Source organism: Paenibacillus sp. JNUCC 34, assembly GCF_058269055.1.
Genome location: NZ_CM177770.1, coordinates 5,057,212 through 5,078,208 on the forward strand (window position 1 = coordinate 5,057,212; position 20,997 = coordinate 5,078,208).

General features: G+C 49.6%; 9 protein-coding genes. All 9 read right to left on the reverse strand.

What is annotated here, in order from left to right:
- Nucleotide 1 precedes the first annotated feature (1 nt).
- Nucleotides 2-3,997, reverse strand: coding sequence for a beta-ketoacyl synthase N-terminal-like domain-containing protein (locus AC2TF5_RS23525; protein ID WP_491299533.1), 3,996 nt, complete (start codon nucleotides 3,995-3,997; stop codon nucleotides 2-4).
- 5 nt (nucleotides 3,998-4,002) lie between these two features.
- On the reverse strand, nucleotides 4,003-11,655 hold the full coding sequence (locus tag AC2TF5_RS23530) for an SDR family NAD(P)-dependent oxidoreductase (protein ID WP_491299534.1): 7,653 nt from the start codon (nucleotides 11,653-11,655) through the stop codon (nucleotides 4,003-4,005).
- A gap of 21 nt (nucleotides 11,656-11,676) precedes the next feature.
- The gene (locus AC2TF5_RS23535; protein WP_491299535.1) at nucleotides 11,677-14,223 is read right to left on the reverse strand and encodes a non-ribosomal peptide synthetase; all 2,547 of its coding nucleotides are present in this window, start codon (nucleotides 14,221-14,223) and stop codon (nucleotides 11,677-11,679) included.
- Nucleotides 14,224-14,286: 63 nt separating this feature from the next.
- The gene (locus tag AC2TF5_RS23540; protein WP_491299536.1) at nucleotides 14,287-15,000 is read right to left on the reverse strand and encodes a thioesterase II family protein; all 714 of its coding nucleotides are present in this window, start codon (nucleotides 14,998-15,000) and stop codon (nucleotides 14,287-14,289) included.
- A 55-nt stretch (nucleotides 15,001-15,055) separates the two neighbouring features.
- On the reverse strand, nucleotides 15,056-16,816 hold the full coding sequence (locus tag AC2TF5_RS23545) for an ABC transporter ATP-binding protein (RefSeq protein ID WP_491299537.1): 1,761 nt from the start codon (nucleotides 16,814-16,816) through the stop codon (nucleotides 15,056-15,058).
- A 5-nt stretch (nucleotides 16,817-16,821) separates the two neighbouring features.
- Nucleotides 16,822-18,606: an ABC transporter ATP-binding protein gene (locus tag AC2TF5_RS23550; protein WP_491299538.1), complete on the reverse strand. Its 1,785-nt coding sequence runs from the start codon at nucleotides 18,604-18,606 to the stop codon at nucleotides 16,822-16,824.
- 215 nt (nucleotides 18,607-18,821) lie between these two features.
- Nucleotides 18,822-18,950, reverse strand: a complete 129-nt coding sequence (locus AC2TF5_RS23555) for a hypothetical protein (RefSeq protein ID WP_491299539.1) — start codon at nucleotides 18,948-18,950, stop codon at nucleotides 18,822-18,824.
- Between the two features lie 47 nt (nucleotides 18,951-18,997).
- Nucleotides 18,998-19,738, reverse strand: a complete 741-nt coding sequence (gene fabG / locus AC2TF5_RS23560) for a 3-oxoacyl-[acyl-carrier-protein] reductase (RefSeq protein ID WP_491299540.1) — start codon at nucleotides 19,736-19,738, stop codon at nucleotides 18,998-19,000.
- 8 nt (nucleotides 19,739-19,746) lie between these two features.
- Nucleotides 19,747-20,925, reverse strand: a complete 1,179-nt coding sequence (locus AC2TF5_RS23565) for a beta-ketoacyl-[acyl-carrier-protein] synthase family protein (RefSeq protein WP_491299541.1) — start codon at nucleotides 20,923-20,925, stop codon at nucleotides 19,747-19,749.
- Between the last annotated feature and the right edge of the window lie 72 nt (nucleotides 20,926-20,997).

The window sequence follows — 20,997 nt, forward strand, 5'->3', positions numbered from 1 at the left end:
TTTAGAGGTCCTCGATTGCGTTGATGGCATCTTCCAGACTCAGTGTTCCTTCCGCCAGCCTTCCAAATATATCTCTGGTCTCCGCCGGAATATCCTTGATTGCCACAGGTGGAGGCGGCCCCTCTTGCACGTTGATATGCCGGGCAAGCCGCTGAACCGAAGGAAACTCGAACATGTCGGTTATCGTGACTTTGCCGGGATACTGCTTATCAACCAGCTTGTGAATCCGCATCAGCAGCAAGGAGTCTCCGCCCAGTTCAAACAGACTGTCCTGGATATCGATTTCCGGGTAACCCAGAATTTCGCTGAATATTTTGGCCAGTTCCCGTTCTTCGTTACTGTACCCTTCCCCTTCCTTTCCCCGGAGCGTCACCGGCGCGGACTGAGCCGTCTTGCGGACAGGATTTTTCCCCTTCGGCAGAATGATCAGCTTGCCTTTGTCCACAAGGGCCGCATCATAGTTGCCGTTCGATATTACCGAAGAATTGGCGTATGCCGTATTTCCTTCCAACAGGCGCATATTCCGCTCCTGCATCTCCTTATTCAGATTGAAGGGAAGGACTGTAAATAAGGACAAATATTCCGGACTTTCATTGATTTCTCCAATCAGCACTCTGGATATATTCTGTTGAAGGACGATATCCAGCCCACGGATAGCATCCTCTGCAAGAATCGCCTTGTAAAAGGAATCCACATTGATTCCAAACCTGACGGACATGCCGGCATCCTTCCAGGATACCCAGTTGATCGCCAACCCATGGCAGCCCTTCTTTCTCCGATAGTCGGCAAATGCGTCCAAATACGAGTTGCCCGCCACATAATCGCCCTGGCCGGCTTCACCTACCAATGAAACACCGGAAGAATGCATAACGAAGAAATCCAACTCATCTTCCCGTGTCAGGTTGTCCAGAATCCATGTTCCGGCGATCTTGGGTCTGAGCACATCCGCAAATACTTGAATATCCTTTTTGAACAGATAGCCTGCACCCGCTACGCCGGCCCCATGAAGAACACCATTGATCCGGCCAAACTCCGCTCTCAGACCGCTGATAATTCCCGCCATTTCGGCCATATCGGCTACATCTGCACTGATCGGAATGATATGGGAGCCCGCTGCTTCAATCTGTTGAACGGTTCGTATTTTACCAGCCAGTTCGCTTTCCTGTCCTTCGACCAGAATGGACGGCCACAAGGCGCGTTGGGGAAGTCCAGACCGGCTGATCAAGGCGATTGTCACGGGTGCTTTCGAGGCCAGATACTTCGCAGTCTCAAGCCCAATTCCGCCCGTGCCGCCCGTAATGACATACACACCAGTTTCCCGGATGTGCAGTTTCACCGGCTCTGACCGTTGCATATCAGCCGCTCCGTATTCCTGAACATACCGCTTGCCATCCCTGTAGGACAATTGGTATTGGTTGCTGAACCACTCCAATTCCTGACTCACTGCCTCAACAGGCGTGCTTTCGTCAATATCGATCGCTTTGCAAATCATTTGGGAGTATTCCTGTGATATCACTTTTCCCAATCCGGCCAGCGAAGCCGATTCCGGACGGATTTCCGCCTCCCGTAACGTGACGGAATGCAGGTTGGCAGTGAATATCAGCAGATGCAGCTTTGTCTTCCTGTCGTATCTCATCAACGACCGTGTCAAGTAGAGTAAGCTGTACAAGCCGCTCTGCTGGCTCTTCTCCAAAGACTCCAGACTGTCCATCGGCCCTCGGTCCGCAAGTGCAGTCATATGAAGAATATGCGTAATCGGATGCTGGCCGGTTTCCTCCGCCAGCCTGTCGTAATCTTCCTCACAGTTCGAAATGGTATAGGTGCATTCGTCAATTCTTTCGAACGCATTTCCCAAGGTTGTTTCAATTACCTTATGTCCTTGTATTCGTAGCTTGTCGGCCATCTCCTGAACAAAGTGGGAGTGGATAGAATCCTTAAGGAGAAGCACTCCACCCATCGGGCACTGTTCACCGTTCTGTGCCGAGGCTTCCTCAACCCAGCGGAGCGAATAGAAGCCGCCTCTTGCATGTTCTGCCGCTTCCTGCATTCCATCTGGAATATCAATCCAGCATCTGCTCCGCTCAAACGGATAGACAGGCAGCGGGATTTTTGCCGGCTTCTCTTTGCCCGCCAGAAGTTCAAAATCCACCTCCGCACCTTGAATATACAGTTGCGCCAATTCTTCCAGCGGACGAATTGACCGTGCCTCATCCAGCCAATAAGTAGTAAGTGCGGCCTGAGCAGATGCCCTTAATTCTTCACTCTCGTTTTCCGGAGAGTTCCCCTTGACGGCTGCTTCTTTGACGCGGTCAACTCCTCGGTGATATCCGCAATAGACTCCGGATCCCCGCTGGCCGGGACTGACACTCGCAAGTTTGATTCGCAGCTCCTCCGTACTGTCTGAAATGATGGCTAACCGGTACGAATAATGCCCTCTTCCCGTATTTGCGGTATAACATAGTTCGTCCAAATGAAGCTGACTGTTCCGTTCAAGCAAGTTCCTATACTCTTCGATTAAATGGAACAACGCCTCTTCTGTCTTGGCCGATAGGGTAAAGAGTCGGGGAAAGGAATCTTCTGGTAGCCGAATTGCCACTGGAGGCGCTTCCTCCAGGACAATGTGGCAGTTGGTCCCGCTGATGCCGAAAGCGCTGACACCGCATCTTCTCGGATGTTCCCCGGCTTCCCATGGCCGCAATTTCGTATTTACATAAACCGGCGAATCCTCGAAAGGAATGGATCGATTGGGTTTATTGAAATGAATGGACGGCGGTATCCGTTTCTCATTCAAGGCCATAATCGCTTTTATGACACTTACGATCCCGGCGGCCTCGCTCAAATGCCCGATATTAGTTTTGACAGAACTTACCGCACAGAACTGTTTCTTGTTGGTATGTTTCCGAAATGCCGACTGGATTCCCTGAATCTCAATCGGGTCGCCCAGGTTCGTTCCTGTGCCATGCGTCTCCATATAAGCAATAGTTTCAGGATCTATTCCAGCGTTCTCCCAAGCCTGGAGAATCACATCAGTCTGCGCCTGCGGATTGGGTGCGGTGATTCCGGCCGATCTTCCGTCCTGATTCGTTGCCGTTCCTTTAATAACCGCATAGATGTGGTCCTTATCTTTCATTGCATCATCCAGCGTCTTTAAGACGATAGCCCCTATGCCTTCCCCCACACCTGAACCGTCGGAGTGATCATCGAACGTGCGGGAAACGCCATCGCTTGATTCTATGCCCGTCTGCAAATAATCTTTGTCCAGCGGCATCGTATTAATATTGATGCCTCCGACAACAGCCATGCTGCATACCCGGTTTCGCAACGCTTGATAGGCCGAGTCTATAGCTACCAGGGAGGAAGAACAGGCGGTATCGATCACCATGCTTGCTCCCTTCAGATCGAGCAAATAAGAGAGCCTGCCCGGAATCACTGCGGTCAAATTGCCAACCATGGCGACCGAAAGTCCTGCAGGATCCACATCTTCAATCTGCTTGGCATACATGTCCCGCAGATTGCTTGCGTATCCCACATAAACCCCTGTTTTGATGCCCTCCAATTTGGAACCGCCGTAACCAGCGTCCTCGATTGCCTGCCAGCTTGTTTCCAGGAATAGTCTTTGGCAAGGGTCCATTAAACTGGCTTCGCGAGGGGAGAGCCTGAAAAACTTATAGTCAAACTTATCGATTTCTTCCAGATAGGCGCTTCTACTGTATTGAATTTCTTCCCCGGACATGCCTTTATAGGACAGATAACGGGTAATGTCAGCACTTCTCGAGTCCGGAAAACCGCTGACACAATCCAATCCATTCTCAATGACTTCCCAGTATTCTCCGATGTCCCTAACGTTCGGTAGCTTGGCGGCAATGCCGATGACAGCAACATCCCCCGCTGGCGCTCTCCCTTCTGCTTCGAGCAGCTTGATGAGATCAATTGCCACTTGCCTGTCAATTTTTTTATCCTGAACTCCTTCCACCAAATACTTGTAAGCCTTCTCCATGCTTATCACCTCTTTGTGGTGCCCAGCTTTGATAGCACCTGATCAACATTCAGAGCACCAATATCCAGGTCGTCAAATATCCGGTTCAACTGCTCTTCCAAACACGGCTCCGGGTTTGCGGAAACCTGTAATTCTTCCGTCATCATCTTTTGGTTCCCTTTATACTTTTGCTGGATATAAAGGGATATTTTATGCACGGTCGGATATTCAAACAAGTCAGTAATTGCCACTTCTTCCGGATACAATTTACTCAACCGCTGATGTATTTGCCGGATAATCAATGAATCCGCACCCATTTCGAAGAAATTTTCATGGATATCAATTTCCGTAAACCCCAGAACCTCCCTACACACCTGCGCTATTGTCCGCTCCGTCCCGCTGTAGGTCTGATGCTCGCTGCCGACCAAAGTGACAGTCGTCTGTTTCTGCGCCTGCGCATCAGGTATGCTTATTGGTTTCAACCGTTCCTTTGCATCCTCCAACTTTGCCTTGACTCCATCAGAGAGTTGAACTTGATAATTATGCAGCCACAATGCCATTCTGCTCTCCAGATTCAATTCTCCGATCAGCACACGATTCAGTGGTTGGTTCCAAATCCGGGATAACGTATCCATTGCCTGGCCCGGAGCAATCGTCCTGAAGATAGTGTCAGCCTGAAAGCTGTTGTCCGCGGCCATGCCCTTGTCTCTCCACGTCGTCCAATTGACCGTCAATCTTCGCCGGCCGTCAGCGGAAGCCATAGAGCTGTAAGAGTCCAGATATGCATTGGCGGCAAGATAGTCGCTTTGGCAGGCAGATTCAAACATCGTCCCGACAGAAGAATACATCAGGAAAAAGTCCAACTGATCCTGCGAAGTCAGCCGGTCAAGCAGCCATGTACCATAAATCTTGGAACGGATGACCTGCTGGAACGTAATCAGACTCTTCTCTGCGAGAGGTTCCGTTCTTGTGATTCCGGCGGCATGTACAATTCCATTAATCCTGCCGCAGCGGGTACGGATTACCTCCAGCATCGCCGATACTTCTTCCGGCTTGGTAATGTCGGCCTGGTACAGAATCACCTCTGAACCTGCGGCTTCAATCTCCCGGATCATAGCGATTTGCCCGCAGACCTTCCGGTCTTCGGCCCGCTCTATTATTCCATCCCACTCTTCCTGTTCCGGCATTGCAGAACGATTGACAAGTATCAGCTTGATTCTGCCCCTGGTAGCCAGCCATCTGGCCGTTTCCAGTCCGATCCCGCCGGTACCGCCTGTGATGAGATAAACACCATCTTCTCTCACTACCGGTTGCCCATCTGCCGGTGAAGTCATATCTTTGCATTCATCAAAGATTTCTATATAACGTTCACCGCCACGGTAGGCCACCTGCCTTGCCTTCGCATCCGAGTTTAACTCGGACAAGAGACCGTCAAGATCAAGAAGCATCCGCTCATCCATATCGATGCAGCGGCATTTCACATTGGCAAATTCCTTTGACAGTGCCAGACCCAGACCGAACAATGGAGCATTCTCCGGATGATGGCTCCGTTCGGCTCCCGTAACACGATTGACGTATTGTGACAGGAGAATGAATTCCATATCATTTTCAATGCTGCTGGCTGCCCAGTTCTTCATCAGCAGGAACAGCCCGATCGCCCCACGGTTCTGGCTCTCCTCCAGTTCACTCAGACTCGTGACGGCAGTATCCGTCAAGCTTGTGCAGTGAATGATTTGTGCGATACCTGTGTCCTTCGTCCTTAGAAGGAGGTTCTGGCAGTATTCCAGCACAGCCACTTCCGCCTCCGCCTGGTCCTGTCCTGCTGGTATCTCAGGCATATCCGCTTCCAGAACCAATTTCCCCTCAGCCCGCAGCACTTCGGCCAACCTGTCGGCGAAACCAGTCTTGTCTTTCAGGACCAACACTGCACTTGCCTTGTTCCCTACAGATTTTGCCTCAGGCAGGTTCTGCCGCTTCCAACCCATGGTATACGCGGCGGGAACCCAGGCATTGCCGGTCTCCACCGCTCTCTTATTTCTGATGCCGGGATATTCTACCCAGCATTTGTTCTTCTCGAACGGATACACTGGAAGGCGCACTTTCATATGCGCAGTCCCTTCGTACAAACGTTCCCACAGAATATCTGCACCCTGCACATACAATCGGCAGATTTCTTCCACATCAAACCTGTCCATCTGTGGACCTATCCTGGACAGGATGGCCGACTCCGCTCGGCGGCTCAGCTCCGCTTTATCCGATTCCGTAATGTCACTGGATGCTCTGCCGCCGCTTCGTGGATGGTTTACCACACGATGAACCCCGAAATGTATGCCATCTGCCGAAAGTTCCCCATAATCCTCCTGCGCAGCCAACAGCTTCAGTTTCTGGTTCAGGTCGCCCTTGTCCTTGACGGTGAGCGCAATCCGGTATGCATAATGACCCCTTCCTGTATTCGCTGTATAGCAAATATCCTCCAGCTCATCTCCGATGCTCTCGGCAACGACACTGTAATCCTCAACCAGCTTCCGTAAGGAGCCCTTGCTGACTGCGGACAGAGTTAGAATCTCGCCAGAATGAGCAGCGGTTTGCTGTCTTGCGACAGCAGCTTCCGGACTTCTGTATTCCTCGATAATCATGTGGCAGTTGGTTCCGCTTAGGCCGAAGGAGCTGATGGCGCATCTCATCGGCTGTTCCTGTTGTTCCCACTTTCTCGGATGAGTGTTGACGAACAACGGAGACTCGTGGAAATTGATCTTCGGATTTGGAGCCTGGAAGTAGAGCGTCGGAGGAATCTCCCGATGCTTCACCGCCATTACGGCTTTTATGATCGAAGCCATTCCCGCCGCCTCATTTAAATGCCCGATATTCGATTTGACCGAACCAATCGCACAAAACTGTTTTTTATCGGTGTAGGCTTCAATCGCATGGGATAGACCGTTGATTTCAATCGGATCACCCAATTCCGTTCCGGTACCGTGAGCTTCAAAGAAAGCAATCGAATCCGGATGGACTCCCGCTTTCTCCCAAGCCTGCAGGATCACATCGGTCTGCGCCCGCGGATTCGGAGCGGTAATCCCCATGGAAGCCCCGTCCTGATTAATGGCGCTGCCCTTAATTACGGCGTGAATATGATCGCCGTCCGCCTTGGCCTTGTCCAGTGATTTAAGCACAATAACAGCCGTTCCTTCGCCTGAGCCGGCTCCATCCGAATGGGCGTCGAACGTCCGGGTTTTTCCGTCCGTGGATTCGATGCCGATCTTGTAATGGTCATGGTCAAGTGGGATCAGGAACAGCTTGATCCCTCCGACCAGCGCCATGTCGCAGTCCCCGTTTTTAATCGCATTGCTCGCCAGATGCACGGCAATCAAGGAAGAGGAACAGGCTGTGTCCACCACCATGGTTGGCCCCCTCAGATCAAGCAGATGGGAAATCCGGCTTGGGATCATAGCCGAAACGTTGCCGACGATTGATTCCGACATGATGACGGGATCGATATCGGTCAGTATCTTTTGATAGGAGTCCCGAATGACATTGGCAAATCCGGTATAAACGCCCGTGCGGCTTCCCCGCAATCGTTTCCCTCCATAACCTGCATCCTCCAAGGCGTGCCATGCAGTTTGCATGAACAGTCGATGGCAAGGGTCGGTTAGATTGGCCTCTTTGGGAGAGACGCGGAAGAAGCGATAATCAAATTCGTCAATGCTGTCAACATAGCCGCAATCCATATAACCGGGATGCCCGTTCTGGTCCTGGCCGGTACTAGCCAAATACTGATCCAAATAAGCCCTGCGCTCATCAGGAATCGGTCCGGTACAATCAACCGAATTCACAATGTTATTCCAGTACTGTTCGGTTGTGGAGGAACCGGGAAAACGTACTGACATCCCGATAATCGCAATTTCATTATCGGAATTAACTTTTCCGGCGGGCTTGCCAATTCTGGTAGGCACTTCTTCCCGCCGGGTCAGGTATGCCGCCAATTTGGATATGGAAGAATAAGTAAATAAATCAGCAATGGATGTTTGTCCGGGAAACTCATGATTCAGCAATTTATGCAGCCGGTGAAGCTGCACGGAATCCCCGCCGAGTTCAAAAAAACTGTCGTGAATGCTGATCTCCTCGTATCCCAGTACTTCTCGGTACAGCACAGCCAGCATCTGCTGAACTTCCGAGTAATCTCCCGAGGCACTGCCAAGAAGTTTGACTTTGCCACGGCTGAATTGCTCCGGAATGAGTTGGCCTGACTGACCTTTGACCTTATTCAGCATGCGCTGCATGTTCTCTGGTAAATGAAACGCAGCCTGTTCGCTGAACAGTTCCATTCCACTTTTACTAAGCGTGTTCAGCTCACCGATCAGAATTCGATTTATGTCCTTGACGATCACCGTATCCAGCGCCTGCAGCGCTTTGCCGGACGGCAAAGCCTTGAAGATACCATCAATCGCTTCGCTGCTGCCTTCCGCCATCCGTGCCCCTTCCCAGACAACCCAATTGATGGACAGCGCAGGTTTGCCAAGCGACTTTCTATACTCTGCAAAGGCATCCAGGTAACAGTTCGCCGCGGTATAATCGCTTTGTCCCAGCTCGCCTCCCAAAGCGATCCCTGACGAAAACAGGATGAAGAAATCAAGCTTGTCCTGTTCCGTTACCCTATCAAGAACCCAGGTTCCCATCACTTTGGGATTTAGGACCCCAGCGAAATCCTCAATGCTCTTGCGGATCAGGAATCCACTTCCCGCAACTCCCGCCGTGTGAATGACGCCGTTGATTTTCCCGTATTTTTGCCGCAGTTCTTCCATCGTCCGTCCCATCTCATCCATGGAAGCGACATCTATCGCAATGCATTCCACATGGGCTCCGGCCGAAACGATGGCTTGCAGTTTGCCTATTTTCTCCTGCAGCCTGGAATTTCCATCTCCTGCAAGGATATCCTCCCATACAGAAGGTTCCGGCAGCGGCGTCCGGTTGAGTAGTACCAGATTGACCTTTGCCTTGGAGGCCAGATGCTGTGCTGTCAGGAGTCCCAGCTTGCCGGTTCCTCCCGTAATGACATATACTCCGTCTTCCTTCAGGACAATAGGCTTGTCTGGGGCATGATGCAGATCAGCAGCTTTCATCTTCTCCGCATACCGTTTACCGTCGCGGAAGGCAATCTGGTACGTTTGTTTATTACTTCCAAGTTCCGACACGACTTCAGTGGCGGTTGCGCACTCATCCAGGTCAAGTGCCCTGCAGATAATTTCCGGGTACTCAATTCCAATCACTTTGCCAAGTCCAAGCAGCGGCGAGTGCTCCGGTTTCAACTGCTTTTCCGCACCGGTAACCCGATTCACGCAACCGGCTACGATCATCATCTCCAACCCTTGTCCGATACGGTTGCTCTTCAGAAGTGCCTTCGTCAGATGGAAGAGGCTATACACTCCGCGCCTCTGGCTCTCCGCCAGTTCCTCCATTGAACGGACTGCGCCGGATAGACCGTGCGACAACAAATGGATTACTCTCGTATACGATAAATGCCCGATATCTTTCATCAGCCTCAGGTAATCTTCTTCTCCGCCGCCAATCTGGAAGGATTGCGGGCCGAGAACACGATACTCCGCCCCCAGTGTGACCCTAATACACCTGACTCCTTCTTCTTCGAGTTTCCAGGCCAATTCTTCCCATTCGCCGATAACCATAATCGTCTCACCGCTCAAGGAACGGACAGATGCTCCGGCAGCTTCTTCAATCCACTCCATGGCGTAATAAAGCTCGTCTTCAGCACCGGATGCCTTACTTCCCGGCAGGGGCAGCCAGCAACGTTTCCGGTCAAACGGATAGACCGGGAGGTTGGTTCTTCTGGCTCTGGTACCGCGAAAGAGGAGGGACCAGTCCATTTCAGCGCCGGCTGTATACATTCCAGCAAGCTGTTTAAGAAGATCGGAACGCTCCGTATCACCCGCGGAGATCATTTGCTGCAACAGCAGATCTGCGTTCTTATCCAGATCAGCATTGCGAACATGTGCTGCTGTCCCATAGAAGAACCAAGGAGCTGAGAAGCGGTCAGGTGCTGTGCTGCCCAGTTGTTGAAGCTTGCACAGCAAATCTCCTATTCCTTCAGCCGTAACCGCAATCCGGATAGAATGGTGGTCCCGCCCGTTTGCCAGGGTATAGCAAATATCGTTGAAGGTTGCAGGACTGTCCGTGGAGAGATACTCCCGATAATGCTGCAAAAGCTTAAGCAGTGCATCTTCACTTTTGGCCGAGATGGGAATAATACGCTCCATTGGAGATGGATTGGGTTCAAGTATTATAGGCTGTTCAAGATATTCCTCCAGGACCACATGGCAATTCGTACCGGATAATCCGAAAGAGCTTACACCACTGCGCCTGGGTGCATCTCCTGCTTCCCAATGCTTGAGGTGAGTGTTGACATAAATCGGAGAATGGGTAAAAGGAATTTGTTTATTGGGATTCATAAAATGAATGCTTGGAGGAAGCGTTTGGTGTTTTAGCGCAAGCGCCGCCTTGATCAGCCCGGCCAAGCCTGCACAGTCATATAAATGGCCTATGTTGGACTTTATTGAACCGATGGCACAAAACTGCTTTTTATCCGTGTATTTTTCAAAAGCCTTGTTGATTCCCTCAATTTCAATAGGATCGCCCAGCTTGGTTCCTGTACCATGCGTCTCAATATACGCCAGGGAGGCTGGGTCGATTCCAGCATTTTGCCAGGCTCGATGCATTACTTCGGTTTGCGCAGAAGGATTGGGGGCCGTTATTCCCATGGAGGCACCGTCCTGATTGGACGCACTGCCTTTGATCACGCAGTAAATATGGTCTCCATCCCTCTTAGCCTTGCTCAGCGGCTTCAACAGCACGGCGGCTACACCTTCCCCCATGCCTGAGCCGTCAGCCGTCTGATCAAAAGTGCGGGTCTCATAATCAGTAGATTCAATACCCAGTTTCGCATGTTCTACGTCCTGCGGGAGCAAATTGATCCTGACGGCTCCCGCCACTGCCATTTCGCAATCCCCTCTCCGTAGGGCATGGCAGGCCAAATCGACAGCCACCAAGGATGATGAACAGGCAGTGTCAACTGTTAAACTAGGGCCCTTGAGGTTAAGGAGGTAGGAAATCCGGCTTGGGATTATCGAGGGCAAGTTCCCCGGTACTGAAGCCGGCAGCAGGGAAGGGTCGATCTCCTTGATCATTTCCCGATAGGCATAACCTTCCACGTCGCCGATATAGCCTACATAAATCCCGGTATCACTTCCGTTTAAATGCTGCGCACCGTATCCGGCATCTTCGAACACATTCCAGACCGCCTCCAGAAACAACCGCTGACGGGGGTTCATCAGCAGCGCTTCCTTGGGGGGGATATTAAAAAAAGAATAGTCAAACGTATCGATATCTTCGAGATAGGAACCTTTTAAATAAGTGCCGGAATCAGTCTGCTTGTCCGTCAAATGCAGGTATCCGTCGGCATCCTGCCGCCGTATTTCCGGAAATTCGGAGACGCAGCTCACGCCGTTAATAATATTTTGCCAGAAAGCATCCGTATCCCGGGCCATGGGAAAGCGAGTATGGATGCCGATGATGGCGATGTCTTGATTGGAAACTTCTTTAATCACCGTCTTGGATAGTTCATCCTGGCTTTTAAGCTTCAACTGAGTCAGGTTCAATAAATTCGTCTTCAACTTCATCCCCCTCTTCTACGCTTAGACAGAGACATTCCGGTAATTTTCTGCGATAGCGGCCAGCAGCATAACATACTGGGCACATACTTCTCTGACTTTCTCTTCACTCAGAAGTCGGCGGTTAAAGTCACAAGCCACGTCGATATGCCCATCCTGTTCCGTGAACTCCAGCACAAGATCAAATCTCTCGTACAGGCGGCGGCGATCCTTAACCTCCACCCGGTAACTCAAGACAAGTGGAACAATTCGGTTATCCCGAGCAGGCAGAGCATCCTCGAGATCTCTGATCGTGTACCATTCAGCAGATTCTATAGCCGTATCAGCTCTGAATTTAACCAACCGGACCAGACTTTCCAGCGTATCCAGAGATGCAAAATCAATCTCAATGGAAACAAAGCGTTTATCTTCTCCCGCAACCTGTACGGAGACAGGGTTTTCTCCGGAAATTTCCTTCAATAAATGGAGCAAGACCGCTAGCATAACATGCTGTATATCCGTCCCCGTCTCTGCGGATATTAATTTCAAAACATCACTATCATACTTGTTAAGTGAAGTTTCATAGCTTTCACTCTGGTTTCCTTCAGCTGCAAAGTATTCTGCTGGTAACCCTATGGTCGGCAGAGTCCGCTCCCCGCCTCGATCAATAAACCTACTCAGCTTTGAAATCGTCGGGTATTTGAACAGATCGGCAACAGCCACCTCAATATGGTGTCTTTTCAATAATTCATCCGTTATTTTGGTAAGAAGCAGGGAATTTCCTCCGATTTCATGAAAATGATCATCACCGGTCATCTCCCGACCAAGAATATCATGGCAAATCCGGCCCAGTATTTGCTCTGTAGACAGAAGGTTATTCTGTTCATCCTTTAAGTTCTCAAGAGTATAGATCAAATGATCATATTCTCCTGCCGCATACTGTTCTCCCAGCTTGAAGCGCTGTACTTTACCGCTGGTGGTCTTGGGTATCGACTTGATGGGAATAACCTGGTCAATGAATACGCCCATTTTGTGATGAATATACCGCTTGGCCCGCTCCGCAAGTATGTTGAACTCCTCCAGATCCTTGCTTCTGTAAAGCAGAAACAGGAGAGTTTCTTCCGTATCCTTGGAGTGATGCCGTGCCCCGCAAGCCGCCGCATTCCAAGCTCTGACCCCTTCCACCTCTTCCGCAAGCCTTTCAATATCATGAGGAAAGATATTCTGTCCATTGATAAACAGAATGTCTTTTTGCCTGCCGACAATAACAAGCCGTCCTTCCCGTAGAAATCCCAAATCACCTGTGCTCAGCCAGCCATCCGGTGCCATGGCTCGGTGCGTAGCTTCGGGATCATTATAATAACCAGCGGTAACGCTTGGCCCCTTGATTTGAATATGGCCGACCGAGTCGCTTCCGAGCTTCTCGCCGTCATTGCCGACAATTTGCAGCTCGCAGCTTTCGACTGGATAGCCAACATCGACATACAGCAGGCTGTCCGGATCATTGCGCTCCAGGAACCGGACAGGACTGCCCACCTGCAGCGAATCAAGGTGCAGCGCTACATGCTGGAATGATTCGTTGCTGGGCGTGACGCAAACACCGACTGTCCCTTCCGCGAGTCCGTATACCGCCTTCATGGAAGAAAAATTCAGACCATATCCCTGCAATTGCTCTATAAATTTCTCGCATAACTCCGTGGAAATGGGCTCTGCTCCGTTGCAGATATAATTCACACCCGATAAATCCCACTTGTAATCATGCTCCGGTTCGTAAAAGGCTAGAAAATACTTGTATCCGAAGTTAGGACAGAAAAGCTTGCTGATCCGGTGCTGATGCGTTTTCTCTATCCACATGATCGGATTTCGAATAAACAGCTTTGTACGCATAATAAACTGACTGGCCTGAGTAAGGGAGTGAAGTAGATGCACAGCTATTAACCCCATATCATGGGTTAGCGGCATCCAGCTTAAGACTCTCTCGCCCAATTTCATGAACAAAGCCCGCTCCAGTGCTTTCAAATTGGAGATCAGGTTAAAATGGGTGAGGACAACTCCCTTAGGATCACCCGTCGAGCCTGAAGAGAATTGTATAAACGCTATGTCCTCCGGGTCTGGCTCTTGCCCAACCGCCATGCCCTTGCCCTTCAATTGTACAGGATTCACATATCGACTCTTCATTTCCTCAACTTCTACGACATATTCAGGTACGTCTGCAGCGAACTTGACCAAACCCTCAAGGATATTCCCAGGCCCAATCCAATACGGATGGTTTAATTTCCGCCAAATTTTGCATACCTTCAGCTTCGTTTCGTCGTTGTTCCCCACCGTAACCGGAACGGCGATAATCCGCCCCATGATGCAGGCCCAGAACACTTCAAGAAACAACTGATTGTCCTCAAGCTGAAACAACAGCTCCTGCCCGGGCTGAATCCCTAATTCCTGCAAGCCTTTTAGCAGACTCATGGAACGCTCATAAAGCCTGCTGTATGATACAAACGGTTCCTGATCAATATCATTAATAAAGGTAACTCCTCGTTCGTCAATATCCTTATTCGCCATAAAGATATCATACAAATGACGATAGCTATTCATGACTCTACCCCAAATCATTAATGGATTTTCAGTCTGCAGGCAGCCCCGCATCCCCGGGTCTCTCTATTGCACGGCCGCGCCAAGAACACGATTGATATGCTGAATGACCGTTTCAAAGCTGTCATTAATGTAGAAATGCCCCCCTTTGAACTTGTGGAGCGAGAATGTGCCGTTCGTATGCCGGTTCCATTCCATTAAATCCCGCTGATTAACATCCCAGTCCTTCATTCCTGTCATCACATTGATTGCCGACGATAGAGGTTCACGGTTATAGGTATATACGTACGATTCCATCAGATTAAAGTCCGCACGCAGAATAGGGATAAACATATCCGTCAACTGCTTGTTCTCGAATAGTTCCGGTGTCGCGCCCCCAAGTTCCAGGAGCCGTTCTTTGAGCTGCTCATCCGGAGTTTCGGGATCAACCAGGTCTGTTCTCTTAATATGGGGAGGCCATCTGCCCGACATGAACATGACTTCAGGCTCTCTTCGGTTCCGCTCCTTCAGCAGGTATGACAGTTCATACGCCAGCAGGCTTCCCATGCTGTGGCCAAAAAAAGCATACCGGCCATCGCCTACCTGTTTGTCGATCTGCCCATATAAATCATCAATTGCTTCCGCAAATGTCTCATATAAAGGTGTATTCTGCCGGGTTCCTCTTCCCGTGAGCTCAACGGGTATGAACTCGATGAAGTCACTCAGTTCTCTTTTCCACTTAAAGTAGTAAAGAGAGGAACCTCCGGCGAATGGAAAGGAAAAAAGCCTGATTCTATCCATAACTCAATATTCACCCCTTGATAGGAAGACCACTAACTGTGCCGCGAATTTTATTTCAGGAGACGAACTGTTTCGGCTCTTTGTTTCTTGCCTGTGTGTTGTGTAGGAAACTGTAAACTCCTCCGGCTTTCAGCAACTCATCGTGTTTGCCCTGCTCCACAATTCGTCCGTTTTCAATTACATAGATAACATCCGCCTGCATAATCGTGGACAGCCGATGGGCAATCGCAATAGTTGTTTTGCCTTCCATTAAGCGCTCAAGCCCTTGCTGGACTGCCTGCTCTGAATCCGAATCCAATGCAGAAGTCGCTTCATCCAGCAACAGAATGGGCGCATCCTTCAGCAACGCTCGGGCAATTGTAATTCGTTGCTTTTGACCACCGGAAAGTTTGGTTCCCCTCTCCCCCACCATTGTTCCATAACCATCGGGTTGATTTACGATAAATTCATGGGCATGGGCAGCGGTGGCAGCCGCCACAATTTCTTCAAAGGTAGCGTCCATCCTTCCGTAACGGATGTTCTCTTCAATGGTCCCCTCGAACAAATAGGCATCCTGCGACACATAGGCCATCTTGCTTCTCATTTCAGGCAAAGTACTGTCTTCAAATCTCTGGTCTGCTACCCACATCTGCCCTTCCTTAAGAGGATAGAAACCCAGCAGAAGCTTGAGAATCGTACTTTTCCCGCCGCCGCTTGGACCTACCAATGCCACTACCTGTCCTTCCTCCACCTTAAAGCTTAATTGATCAATCTCTATGCTGTCCTTGGCATAACCGAACGCTCCATTCCGAATTTCTATGAAGCTGTTTGCTTGTTCCTCGGCATGAGCCTCTTCTCTCAGGTACTTTTCAGGCTCACTGGCATAGTCCAGCAGCTCAAACACACGGGCTGCCCCGGCTAGCGACACCTGCAGATTCGCCCACATATTGCCCAGATAGCGGAACATGTTCGTGACTTCCTTCAACAGCAGAACCAGGGCAATCAAAGTGCCGAGGGTGATCTGTCCATTGATAATCATTAACGTACCGAGAATGAAGGCACCGCCGTTATTGATCCACAGCAAAAAATAATTAGTGCTCCCAAGTACCGCCAACCTGACCGTGCGTTTGAGAGACAGCTTGGTTGACTGCTCGTTCGCTTCCCTATAGCTTTGATTCATCCGGTCCAGTATTTGAAAAATTCGGCTTACCTGTGTACCCGATATCAAGTCGCTCAAGCGCTCAATTTGCTTGCCGGCATAACTTTGGATGTCATCACTGATCTTCCGCAATGGCTTGGCAAAACGGGAATTAATATAGCTTGAAATTAGGCCCATTAATGTCATGGCGGAAGCAAACCGCCAATCCAGAAAAAACATAGTAGCCAAAGAATAAATCCCGGTAACCACCAAAGTCAGAAGCTGGCGAATATGCCCGGTAAATGCATACTCTACGGTTCCTACATCATTGTTGACTCTTGAAATACTGTCGCCGCTATGCGTGTTTTCGTAGTAGGCGACCGGCAGGCTTTCCATGTGATAAAAGACAGACTGCCGAAGGTCTGTCATTATTCGTTTGACGGTTACGCCCAGCAAGTAATTGAAGAAAGGATTAAGAAGGCACAGAACAACTATGATAACGGTAAACTGAATACTGATCGTCCAGATGGTACCCATGCTGTTGTCAGTAATGGCATCAAGCACTTTCTTCAACACCAGGGCCATGGCAATAGGCACACTAGCATCAACCAGGCTGCACCCGATCAACCCGAACAGATATGATTTTCTCCTCGGCTTGATTAACTGGAACAACCTTGAAATATCCGACTTCTGGCTCATGCCCGTTATGCCCCTTCCCCTTCAAGTAATGCCGGGGAATCCCCGAGGTTGTTCAACTGCTTATGATACAGCCTTCTATACGCGCCGTCTTTGGACAGCAGCTCATCATGGGTGCCAATCTCGACAATCCGTCCATTTTCCAAGACGATAACTTGATCGGCTTCGATAATGGTGGACAACCGGTGTGCAATAACAAGTACGGTCTGCAACTTCATTATCCGGTTAAGTGCTTCCTGAATCAGCATTTCCGACTCTGCATCGAGTGCGGATGTGGGCTCATCGAGCAAAAGAATAGGAGCATCTTTTACGATGGCACGCGCAATCGATATTCTCTGCCGCTGGCCTCCTGACAGTTTCGTCCCTCGCTCGCCGACAATCGACTGATAGCCTTCCGGCAACGACTCAATAAATGAATGAATATTCGCTATCCTGGTGGCCCGTTCTACTTCCTCAGCGCTGATATCTTCTTTCCCGCAGGTAATATTGTCCAATATGTTGCCGGTGAACAAGAATGTGTCTTGCGATACCAGCGATATCATGGACCTCGCATTTGAAAGCTCCCAATCAGCTAAAGAGCTGTCAAACAAACGCACATCCCCTTCTTGATAGTCGTAAAATCCCAATAACAATTTAAACAGGGTTGTTTTACCGGAACCGCTTGCCCCAACCAGCGCCACTGTCTTACCCTGCGGCAATGTGAAACTGATATCGTCCAGCACCTTTTTTTGCCCATCGTACGAAAAAGAAACATTCCTGAGCTCCAAGGCTGGAGACTCTGGAGAGATATAATCTGGACGGATCCCTCCGGCTCTTTCGGTTGGTTCATCCAATATTTCGAACAAGTGTGACGAAACTCCGGCTGCAACTTTAAAATTACCGATATATCTGGGCAGGTTTCCCGCACCCTCTACGAGATAATCAATAAGCTGGGCAAAAGCCACGAAGCCGCCGGCTGTAAAATGCCCGTGCAAAACCAGATAACTGCCAAACAGGAAAAAAATTAAAAAAGGAACCATTCGGACAATCACACCCACCGAACCTATCAGAGCTTTCCGTTTCTCAATGACGATGGAATCCTCCAGCATCTCATGATTCACGGCTTCAAATTTCCGCAATAAAATCCGGATTAAATTGTAGGATTTAATGATGTAAATTCCGCCTATGGTATCTTGGACCGCTGAGTTTGTTCTTGCCATACTGCGTTGAAGCCTGGAAGAATACTCCTTAAGCGGACGGCTGATTCTCCCCGTCAACAGGGCCATAACCGGAAATGCAAGCATACAAACCAGCATTAACTGCCAGTTCATGTACAGCAATATGCCAATACAAGCGACTAAGCGGATCGTATGAAACAAAATAGCTGCAAGATCGTCCTTCAAAAAATTTTCGATAGCGTTTATACCGTTGGTTACCCGGGAGATGATATCCCCTGAGTGGTGCGATTCTATATAAGAGACCGGTAATTTGTCAATATGCGAGCTGAGTTCGTTCTTCATATCCCTGGCTGCGTATGCGCTAAACCGGCCCGATGAATAGGTGTCCAGAAAGTTAACAATAATTCCGATGGCAATGAACACGACCATTAAATAGATGAATCTGATTAATTCGTTCTTATCGCCCGCTAATGAGGAATTGACCAGCAAATTAATCAGATACACCAGGAAGATATCATTTGCCGCATTCACAACGGTACTGAACAATTTAACCGATATCCAAAACTTATAAGGCTTAAGAAAAACAAAGAGCCGTCGTGTCTCAGAAAATGTAGAATTCTTTTTATCAACTGCCATATCCCGTCACCTATTCGGTCATAATGAATTTTTAAAAAGTTCGGTTTCAACGTACATTAACTTTCGGATGTATGGTCCTGTCCATTCAACCACTTCTTATCACACACGTTTTTAAGCTGCTGCAGAGTCGAAAACTTACCTATATCCAGAACCGCATCTTCAAACTCCACATCAAATTCATTCTCAATGGCCACAATCAGCTTGACGAAAGACAGCTAGTTGAAGCCCAAATTCGGAAGATCCACTTCCATTACACTTCTGTCTACCGTTTGTTCCACTGTCTCTTCCAGTACCCGATGAAATCTGACGTCAAAATCGTCGGCAAGCTGTGACTGCCCCTGCAACACTTATTCCCCTTCCTGTGCGTAAATTGTCGGTCATTCCGTATTGTTTAAATCATTCCGCCATCGACTACGATGGCCTGCCCATGAATATAGCTGGCCTCATCCGAGGCCAGAAACATGACCACATTGGCTACTTCAATCGCTTCTCCTAACCGGCCGTAAGGAATTTTGTCGACAAAACGGCTCCGTTTTCGTTCGGGGACTTTGTCCAGCATCTCTGTGACGATATATCCGGGAGCGACGGCGTTTACACGAATATTCTTGCAGGCTACTTCTCTGGACAGCGCGCGGGTCAATCCGATCATGCCTGCCTTGGAAGCACTGTAATTCGTTTGGGTGGAAGTACCGACCACGGCCGATACGGAAGATATATTCACGATCACTCCGGATTTGCGACTGATCATGGAGGGAAGTACTGCCCTGCAGCAGCTGTAGGTACCCTTAAGATTGGTATCCAATACATTGTCCCAGGAAGATTCGTCCATCAGCATCAGGAAGCCGTCTTCCGTAACACCTGCATTGTTAACCAAAATATCTACAGCGCCAAATTCCCGTACAGCCTCGTCCATCACTGAAATGACCTGTTCGTGCTTCGATACATCCAGCGAATAGGCTTTTGCCTGCCTGCCCTGTTCCCGCAACCCTGCTGTCAGTTGGGCTGCTTCGCTTTCGCTGCGTTTGTACGTAAAGAGCACAGTTGCCCCTTCACTTGCAAAAGCTTGGACTATAGCCAATCCAATTCCTTTGGCTCCACCAGTAACTAGGACGACTTTCCCTTCAAACCTCATATTTCCTCTCATTTCCGCACCCGGCCAAGAATGGCACTGTACAAACAACCGCTCACATCATAACCGTTGACCATTAAATATCGATAATTTCCAGGACGAGGCTGTCCATGAACAACGTCCAGTTCCAAAGCAGGGTCCGGTTCCATACAGCCTGCGGTCAAAGGCATGCAGCCCTTGCCAACGGCCAGCGAGGCTGCTGCCGCACTCATCATGAACGAAGCACCCATAGTTTCACCTATCGCTCCCTTAATTGAAGATACGGGAATAGAAGCGGCCCGCTGTCCGAAAACTTCATGGATGGCCACGGCTTCGGCCTTATCGGTATTCCGTCCTCCTCCGGCTGCCATCAGAAGTCCGTCTATATCCTCCGCAGGCAGAGAGGCATGATCCAGTGCGGTGCGCATAATCGAAATAAAGTCAGCAGCCATACCTGCAGGCTCACGATCTTTTGCAGGATAAAATTCGGTAGCAAGGCTTGCATACCCGAAAACTTCACATATGATACGCTCCGGATATTGATTTAGGGCATGCTCGTTCTCAAGCATCAATATTCCTGCGCCTTCCGTCATCCTTGTTCCGCTTCTGCTTCTGTCGAGCGGTCGGCACAAATAATCGTTATCCTTAGAAATATACTCTTTCAACTGGTAACTTTCGTTCAGATCCTTGGAGTACTCCTCCACTCCGCCGCATATGACAGCATCCGCCTTGCCGCTTCTGAGCAAGTCGCAGGCCACGGCAATCGCATTGCTTCCCATCAACAGTGTGCTTGCGCCCTTTAACTTCAAATTCAGGCAAGTATGGCCGAGCCCCGAATTAAGCACCGTATTCGTAAAGACGGTAGGGCTGACCAAATCAACTCCATTGGATTGCAACTGGTTGGAGAATTCAAGGATTGAGTTCACCGGACCATATCCGGTTGTAAAAACCGTTCCTGTCCGCGTTTGCTTAACTTCCTCCGGCTCCATTGAATAGTTTTCCAACACTTGTTTGGAAGCGCTTAAGGTTAACCGTGAAAAGCGGTCCATCCGCCTGGACATCCTGCTTTCAATATTTGGCGGGATCTCAACCGGCAACTTAAGTTGATCCGGGCTTATTCCCGATTCAGCATTAATTCCCTCCCAATACTCCTCCGCGCTGGAACCGGCACAACTTATGGCACCTACGGCCGTAACAAAAGTTCTTATCATATAGCCCTCCCAATTTTATGAAATCTGTCCGGACAACATGCCTGCTTTTCTGACAGTCCGCCGCTGAATTTC

What these genes read in the sequence shown, in the direction of transcription:
- AC2TF5_RS23540 (WP_491299536.1), bottom strand. Translation starts at nt 15,000, where the DNA reads ATGGATAGAATCAGGCTTTTTTCCTTTCCATTCGCCGGAGGTTCCTCT.
- AC2TF5_RS23535 (WP_491299535.1), bottom strand. Translation starts at nt 14,223, where the DNA reads ATGAATAGCTATCGTCATTTGTATGATATCTTTATGGCGAATAAGGAT.
- fabG (WP_491299540.1), bottom strand. Translation starts at nt 19,738, where the DNA reads ATGAGGTTTGAAGGGAAAGTCGTCCTAGTTACTGGTGGAGCCAAAGGA.
- AC2TF5_RS23550 (WP_491299538.1), bottom strand. Translation starts at nt 18,606, where the DNA reads ATGGCAGTTGATAAAAAGAATTCTACATTTTCTGAGACACGACGGCTC.
- AC2TF5_RS23565 (WP_491299541.1), bottom strand. Translation starts at nt 20,925, where the DNA reads ATGATAAGAACTTTTGTTACGGCCGTAGGTGCCATAAGTTGTGCCGGT.
- AC2TF5_RS23545 (WP_491299537.1), bottom strand. Translation starts at nt 16,816, where the DNA reads ATGAGCCAGAAGTCGGATATTTCAAGGTTGTTCCAGTTAATCAAGCCG.
- AC2TF5_RS23525 (WP_491299533.1), bottom strand. Translation starts at nt 3,997, where the DNA reads ATGGAGAAGGCTTACAAGTATTTGGTGGAAGGAGTTCAGGATAAAAAA.